The sequence below is a fragment of the Micromonospora sp. WMMB482 genome (genome assembly GCF_019038635.1).
GTDB classification, from domain to species: domain Bacteria; phylum Actinomycetota; class Actinomycetes; order Mycobacteriales; family Micromonosporaceae; genus Micromonospora; species Micromonospora marina.
In genome coordinates this window covers 4,740,631-4,747,500 of record NZ_JAHOPD010000020.1, presented here as the reverse complement: position 1 = coordinate 4,747,500, position 6,870 = coordinate 4,740,631, and the positions used below count along the sequence as shown (strand labels likewise).

The following is a 6,870-nucleotide window of genomic DNA, read 5'->3' as shown; positions in this document are numbered from 1 at the left end:
GGTGGTTTCTGCCGTGTCAAACCGGTGTTTCCCGGTTTGTCGTGCATCACCCTTTTACCGGGCACCCCGATCCGACCGACTCCCGCCGGTCGTTCCGAGGAATTCGGCAGGCCGGCCGCCCGTGGTTTCCCACTGGCTCGTCCGCATCCCTGCCGGTCGACTACCTTACCCGGTCGGTTCCGCCTCGCCAAATCCGCCTCCCGGCGAATCCGGGGCACCACCCGGTTCTCAGGTCCTGCGCTCCGGCCTTCAGGTCTTTCGCCCTGTTTCGTCCGTTCCGCGCTGGCAGAGAGAAAGTTACGCGCCCAGCGGAGTAATCGTCAAATCCGCTGGGCGCGTCCCGCGTCACACAGTCGACAGGCGGCTATCCGCGCAGTTCGACGCCGGCGAACGAGCGCTTCCCCCGGCGCAGGACGAGGTACCGGCCGTGGAGCAGGTCGTCAACGGAAACGGTGGCGTCCACAGCGGAGATCCGGGTGTTGTTGACGTACGCTCCGCCCTCGGCGATCACCCGTCGGGCCTCCTTCATGCTCGGCACCAGGCCCGACTCCTTGAGCAGGCCGGCCACGTCCGGCAACTCGTCGAGGTGCACCAGGCCGGCCTCGGTCAGCGCGGCGCGCAGCGTCTCCGGGGACAGCTCGTCGAGCGAACCCCGCCCGAAGAGCGCCTGGCTCGCGGCGACCGCCTGCGCCATCTCCCGCTCGCCGTGCACGAGCGTGGTCAGCTCCTCGGCCAGCGCCCGCTGGGCCAGGCGCGCCTGCGGGCGCTCCGCTGTGGCCTTCTCCAGCTCCTCCAGCTCCTCGCGGGAGCGGAAGCTGAAGTACCGCAGGTAGCGGCTGACGTCCCGGTCGTCGGCGTTGACCCAGAACTGGTAGAACGCGTACGGGCTGGTCATCTGCGGGTCGAGCCAGACCGTGCCGGTCTCGCTCTTGCCGAACTTGGTGCCGTCGGCCTTGGTCACCAGCGGCGTCGTGAACGCCTCGACCGGCCCCGCGCCGCGCCGCCGGATGTAGTCCACCCCGGCGGTGATGTTGCCCCACTGGTCGGAGCCGCCGTACTGGAGCCGGCAGCCGTGCCGGCGGTGCAGCTCGAAGTAGTCGTTGGCCTGGAGCAGCTGGTAGCTGAACTCGGTGTAGCTGATGCCCGTCTCCAGCCGCGCCTTGACCACCTCGCGGGCGAGCATCTTGTTCACCGGGAAGTGCTTGCCGACGTCCCGGAGGAACTCGACCACCGACATCTCGCCGGTCCAGTCCAGGTTGTTGACCAGTTGCGCCGCGTTCTCCCCGGAGTACGTGACGAACGGCGAGAGCTGCTCGCGGATGCGCTCCACCCAGCCGGCGATCACCTCGGGCGGGTTCAGCGTCCGCTCCGCGCTCTCCTTCGGGTCGCCGATCTGCCCGGTGGCGCCACCGACCAGCAGCAGCGGCCGGTGCCCGGCCTGCTGGAGCCGGCGGGCCATGACGACCTGCATCAGGTTGCCGATGTGCAGGCTCGGCGCGGTGGGGTCGAAGCCCACGTAGAAGGTGGTGCTCCCGCCGTCGAGCAGCTCGCGCAGTTCGTCGAGGCCGGTCGAGTCCTGGATCAGGCCCCGCCACAGCAGGTCGTCGGTCAGGGAGTCCCGCCCCTGCGGGAGGTTGCTGTCGGTCACGGTCACCGATTCTCCCCCATTCCCACCCCCGGCCCGTACCGGGTTTGCCGACGTGGCGGCGACTAGGCTGGCGGCGCCGTCGAACGCGAGGAGGAACCGCGGTGGACATGCCGAACCTGACCGGTGGCTTCGTGGCCCTGCTGGGCCTGACGTTCGACGAGGTCAGCGGGGACCGGGTGGTGATCCGCTGGAAGGTGCGCCCGGAGCTGCACCAGCCGTACGGGATCCAGCACGGCGGCGTCTACTGCTCGGTGGTGGAGACGGCTGCGAGCATCGGCGGCGCGCTCTGGCTGGGCGACAAGGGCAACGTCGTCGGGGTGTCGAACCAGACCGACTTCCTGCGCGCGGTGCGTGACGGCGAGCTGACCGCTGTCGGCACGCCGGTGCACCGGGGCCGCAGCCAGCAGCTCTGGCTCGTGGAGATCACCGACGCCGACGGCCGGCTGGTGGCCCGAGGTCAGGTACGGCTGCAGAACCTCACCGCCGCCTGACGCATTCGCCCGAAACCGGGCACTGACGCCGATATCGTCGCCTCGGTGAGGACGTCCGCTCCCGGCCCGACGTGAGGAAGCTGTTCGCCGCCACGCTCGGCGTGCTGTCGGCGGTCGGCGGCTTCGTCGACATCGGCGACCTGGTGGCGGCCAGTCAGGCCGGCGCGCTGTTCGGCATGGCCCACACCTGGGTGCTGCTGGTCGGGGTGGTCGGCATCTGCGCGTACGCGGAGATGGCCGGCCGGATCGCGGCGGTGAGCGGACGGGCGGTGTTCGACCTGGTCCGGGAGCGGCTCGGGCCGCGGGTGGCGCTGCTCAACCTGGCCGCGTCGTGGCTGGTCACGGTGGTCACGCTCGCCGCGGAGCTGGGCGGGGTGGCGCTGGCGCTGCAACTGGCGACCCGGCTGAGCCACCTGTTCTGGGTGCCGCTCGCGGCGCTGGCCGTCTGGCTGGTGCTGTGGCGGCTGCGGTTCGAACTGATGGAGCGGATCTTCGGCCTGGCCGGGCTGGCGCTGCTGGTGTTCGCGGTCGCGCTGGTGGCGCTGCCGACCGACTGGCCGGCACTCGGGCAGGGCATGTGGCAGGTCGGCGCGTCCGGGCACGGCTGGCCGCTGTACTGGTTCGTGGCGGTGGCGCTGTTCGCCTCGACCGTCAGCCCGTACGAGGTGTTCTTCTTCTCCTCCGGCGGCGTGGAGGAACGGTGGAGCGCGGCGGACCTGGCGCGGGCCCGTTCGAACGTGCTGATCGGTTTTCCGGTGGGCGGGTTCCTGGCGTTGTCGCTGATCGCCGTGGCGACGGTGGCCTACCACCCGTCCGGGGCGTCGCTGAGCACGCTGGACGAGGTGGCGCGGCCGGTGGCGAATGCGCTCGGTGGCGCCGGCCTGGCCGCCGCGGTGCTGGCGTTCTTCGCGGTGACGTTCGGCGCGGCGCTGGAGACCGGGCTGTCGGCGGCGTACGCGGCGGCGCAGTACTTCGGGTGGCAGTGGGGCAAACGGGTCCGCCCCCGGGAGGCGGCCCGGTTCCACAGCGTGCTGCTCGTCGGCCTGCTGCTCGGTGTGGTGATGCTGATGACGACTGTGGACCCGGTGCGGCTGACCGAGTACATGCTGGTGCTGAGCGCGGTGGTGCTGCCGCTGACGTACCTGCCGATCCTGGTGGTCGCCAACGACCGCGGGTATCTCGGCGACCGGGTCAACGGGCGGTGGATGAACCTGCTCGGCGCGGTGTTCCTGGTGCTCATCGTCGCGGCCTCGGTGGCGGCGATCCCACTGGCGGTCATGACGGGGATGGGGCGATGAGGGTTCAGCTCGCCAAGCGGCTGCTCGACCGGCAGATCGTCGACGTGGACGGGCTGCTCGTCGGGCGCGTCGACGACATCGCGTTCGCTGTCGACGACGAGGGTTTCCCGTACGTGGACTGCCTGCTCACCGGGCAGGGCGCGCTCGGGGAGCGGATCGGCGGGCGGGTCGGGCGGCTGCTGGTGGCGGTGGCGGACCGGTTCACCGACGACCCTCCGGTGCCGCCGTTGCGCGTACCGCTGTCCCAGGTCGCCCGGGTGGACAGCGCGGTACGGCTGCGCTGCCCGGCGGCGGACCTGCCGCCGTCGCCGGTGGAGGCGTGGCTGCGCCGGCACCTGATCGAGCGGATCCCGGGGTCCGGCCGTGCGAGCGGGTGAGCTGCTCGGCCGCACCGCGTACGACCTGCGCGGGCGGCGGCTGGGCCGGGTGGTGGACGTGGTGGTGCGCGGCGGGTGGCCGCCGGACCGGCTGCGGATCACCGACGTGATCGTCGCCGGGCACTGGTGGACCCGGGTGATCAGTCGGCTGATCGGTCCCGAGCTGCATCCCTCCGGGCCGTGGCTGCTGCGGGTGATCGCCCGGCTGGTCGGGCGGAGCACCCGCCAGCTGCCCGCCGACGCGGTGCAACTGCTCCCGCCGGTGCCCGGTTTCCCGTTCGGCCCGCCGGCCGGGCGCCGCTGAGCCGGGCGGCGGCGCACCAGCCAGTCCCGGCCACCCGGTGAAGCGAGCGCCCGGCGCCGGTCAGCGGCGTGCCTCGTCGAGTTCGGGGGCGTCGGCCGGGTCGGCGGCGTCGTCGGTGGTGTCGCCCTGCGGGGAGCCGTCGTGGCGGCCTCGACGGCGGACGTGCACCTCGGTGATGGCCCGCTGGTCGACGCCGGCCACCGACAGCTCCCAGCCGTCCACCGTCACCTGCTCCCCCGCCACCGTCGGGATGTGCCCGAGGCAGATCAGCACCAGCCCGGCGACAGTGGTGTAGTCGCCCGCCGGCCGGTTCGGCAGCTCCACGCCGAGGTCGGTCAGGTCGTGCACCGGGAACGTGCCGGGCAGCACCAGCGTGCCGTCGGCCTCGGTGCGCACGGCGCGCAGGTCCCGGTCGGTCTCGTCGTAGATCTCGCCGACGATCTCCTCCAGGATGTCCTCCAGCGTCACGATCCCGTCGACCGCGCCGCGCTCGTCGACCACGAGCGCGATGTGCTGGCGTTCGGCTTTGAACTGGCGCAGCGCGTCGACCACCGGCAGCGAGTCCGGCAGCAGCATCGGCGGGCGGGCGATCTCGTCGACCGGCCGGTCGTCGGAGACACCGACCAGGTCCCGCAGGTGGATGACGCCCACCGCCTCGTCCAGGCCGCCGTGGCGGACCACCGGCGCACGGGAGTGGCCGGTCGCCGCCAGGACGAGCCGCGCGGCCTCCGCGGTGGTGCCGCTGTCGAGCGTGAAGACCTGCAACCGGGGTACGAGCACCGCGCGCAACTGCCGGTCGGCGATCTCCACCGCACCGGCGATGATCGTGCGCTGTTCCTTGGTGAAGCCGTGGTTGCCGGCCACGATGTCGCGCAGCTCGTCCGGGCCGATCTCGTCCGGTTCGGCCTTCGGGTCCAGGCCGAACAGGCGTACCACCAGGTCGGTGGTGGCGCCCAGCAGCCAGACGGCGGGCCGGGTGATGCTGGAGAGCACGTCCAGCGGGCGGGCCACCAGCAGCGCCCACCGCTCGGCCGACTGCATGGCGATCCGCTTCGGGGCCAGCTCGCCGAAGACGAGCGTGACGAACGTGAGCACCAGGGTGACCGCGACGATGGCGACGGTCTCGGCGGCGTTGCCGAAGACGCTCAGCAGCGGGACGAGCGGCTTGGCCAGGGACACCGCGGCGGCGGCGGAGGCGAGGAACCCGGCGAGCGTGATGCCGATCTGGATCGTGGCCAGGAACCGGTTCGGATCCTTCGCGAGACGGGCGAGTGTCCGTCCGCCCCGGCTGCTGCGCTCCAGCCGCTGCACCTGACTGTCACGCAGGGACACCAGGGCCATCTCGCTGCCGGCGAACGCCGCGTTGAGGATCACCAGCACACCGACCAGGGCAAGCTGGCTCCAGTAGCTCTGCACGACCGGTTATCTCCCTCGGCCCGATCCGGGTCGGCCGACAGCCGACTCGCCGGCCGGCAGATCCGGTCGGCGTGGCCCTCTGTTGCCCCGCCGGTCCGCGCCTGAATCCTGTGCGATCGCTGAGCGGCGCTCGCCGGGCGCCCGGTTCACCCGCTCGTGGTGGGGACCGGCAGGTCGAGCACGTACGCGCCGCCCTCGGGGCGGAACCCGAGCCGGTGGTAGTAGGGGGCGATCATGCCGGGCGGGCTGACCACCCGGCGGAAGCCCCGGTCGGTGAACAGCCGGCTGCGCCGGTAGACGAACTCCCCCGGGGTGAAGTCACGGAACGGCGGGGTCACGTAGTCCAGGTCGACCTGGGCCACCCCGCCCGGTTCGGCGTGCGAGAGCATCACGCCGACCACCTCGTCGGCGCGTACCACGAGGAACGCCGAGCGGTCGGCGGCGGCCGGATCCCAGTGGAAGCCCGGGTTGAACCGGGCGATGTCGGCGGCGTGCACCCGCAGCGTGTGCGCCAGGAACGCGTCGCCGGTGCCCACCTCGACCACCTGGTAGGTCTGTTCGTCGTGCCGGGTCGCCAGCAGCTTGCGCAGGTACCACACGTTGATCACGGCGAGGACCACGTTCAGCCCGACCATCGGCCAGACCTGCACGGCGGTGTTGTAGCCGATCAGGATGAGGCAGCCGACCAGGTTGAGCGCGCGCAACCGCAGGATCCGGGTCTGCAGCAGGGACCAGACCAGCAGCGCGGAGCCGGCCCAGCCGGCGATTTCCAGCCAGTTCACCCGGGGAGACTAGCGGTCTGCCTGGTCAGGCCCCTCGGCGGGCAGCTCCAGCAGGTACTCCTCGACCTCGGTGCCGCGTGCCGGAGCGTACCCGGAGTCCTCGCCGACCACGACGAAGCCGCACTTGCGCAGCACCGCGAGCGAGGCGGCGTTGTCCTTGGCGGCGCGGGCGCGCAGCGGCCGGTGCGGCACCTCGCGCAGCAGCGCGCGCAGCGCCGCGGTGGCGTGGCCGCGCCCCCAGTGCGCCGCGTCGATCCAGTAGCTGACCTCGGTGTGCTCGCCGACCGGGAACGCGGCGACCCGGCCGACCAGCTCGCCGTCGACGGTGACGGCCCGGTTGACGATGCGCGCGTCGGCGCGGATGCGCGCCCAGTGCGCGTCGAACGCGGCCCGGTCGGACGGGTCCGTCGGGCCGAACGCGGCCATCCAGTTCGCCTGCGGATCCTGCTCGTGGGCGAAGAAGGCGGGCAGGTCGTCGTCGCGCACCGGGCGGAGCAGCACCTCGTTGGTCACGGCCGGAACCATACGTGGCCCCACCGACACGCTCGGGACCT

8 protein-coding genes are annotated in these 6,870 nt (G+C 72.2%); 4 read left to right on the top strand and 4 right to left on the bottom strand.

Annotated features, from left to right (window positions below; genetic code table 11):
* Positions 1–364 precede the first annotated feature (364 nt).
* Positions 365–1,648: a tyrosine--tRNA ligase gene (gene tyrS / locus KSK32_RS23540; RefSeq protein ID WP_216936313.1), complete on the bottom strand. Its 1,284-nt coding sequence runs from the start codon at positions 1,646–1,648 to the stop codon at positions 365–367.
* 107 nt (positions 1,649–1,755) lie between these two features.
* On the opposite strand from tyrS, the gene KSK32_RS23535 reads away from it, so the two are divergent.
* The 4 genes from KSK32_RS23535 to KSK32_RS23520 all read left to right on the top strand — a co-directional run bounded on the left by KSK32_RS23535 (position 1,756) and on the right by KSK32_RS23520 (position 4,118).
* Positions 1,756–2,139 (top strand): PaaI family thioesterase, encoded by a 384-nt coding sequence (locus tag KSK32_RS23535; protein ID WP_175438812.1) that lies wholly within the window; start codon positions 1,756–1,758, stop codon positions 2,137–2,139.
* A 71-nt stretch (positions 2,140–2,210) separates the two neighbouring features.
* Positions 2,211–3,437 carry an NRAMP family divalent metal transporter gene (locus KSK32_RS23530; protein WP_216933156.1) on the top strand — a complete coding sequence of 409 codons (1,227 nt, stop codon included), beginning with the start codon at positions 2,211–2,213 and terminating at the stop codon, positions 3,435–3,437.
* Entirely contained in the window at positions 3,434–3,814 is a 381-nt protein-coding gene (locus KSK32_RS23525; protein ID WP_216933155.1) for a hypothetical protein, read from the top strand. Before KSK32_RS23530 ends, KSK32_RS23525 begins: the two co-directional genes overlap by 4 nt.
* Positions 3,801–4,118: a PRC-barrel domain containing protein gene (locus KSK32_RS23520; RefSeq protein WP_216933154.1), complete on the top strand. Its 318-nt coding sequence runs from the start codon at positions 3,801–3,803 to the stop codon at positions 4,116–4,118. The genes KSK32_RS23525 and KSK32_RS23520 overlap by 14 nt, the downstream gene beginning before the upstream one ends.
* Positions 4,119–4,178: 60 nt before the next feature.
* Here KSK32_RS23520 and KSK32_RS23515 read toward each other — a convergent pair whose 3' ends face one another.
* The 3 genes from KSK32_RS23515 to KSK32_RS23505 form a co-directional block, all read right to left on the bottom strand.
* Positions 4,179–5,534 (bottom strand): hemolysin family protein, encoded by a 1,356-nt coding sequence (locus tag KSK32_RS23515; protein WP_216933153.1) that lies wholly within the window; start codon positions 5,532–5,534, stop codon positions 4,179–4,181.
* A 146-nt stretch (positions 5,535–5,680) separates the two neighbouring features.
* Complete coding sequence (locus tag KSK32_RS23510) at positions 5,681–6,316, bottom strand: YgjV family protein (RefSeq protein WP_216933152.1); 636 nt, start codon at positions 6,314–6,316, stop codon at positions 5,681–5,683.
* A 9-nt stretch (positions 6,317–6,325) separates the two neighbouring features.
* On the bottom strand, positions 6,326–6,841 hold the full coding sequence (locus tag KSK32_RS23505) for a GNAT family N-acetyltransferase (RefSeq protein ID WP_254187159.1): 516 nt from the start codon (positions 6,839–6,841) through the stop codon (positions 6,326–6,328).
* Positions 6,842–6,870: the final 29 nt, after the last annotated feature.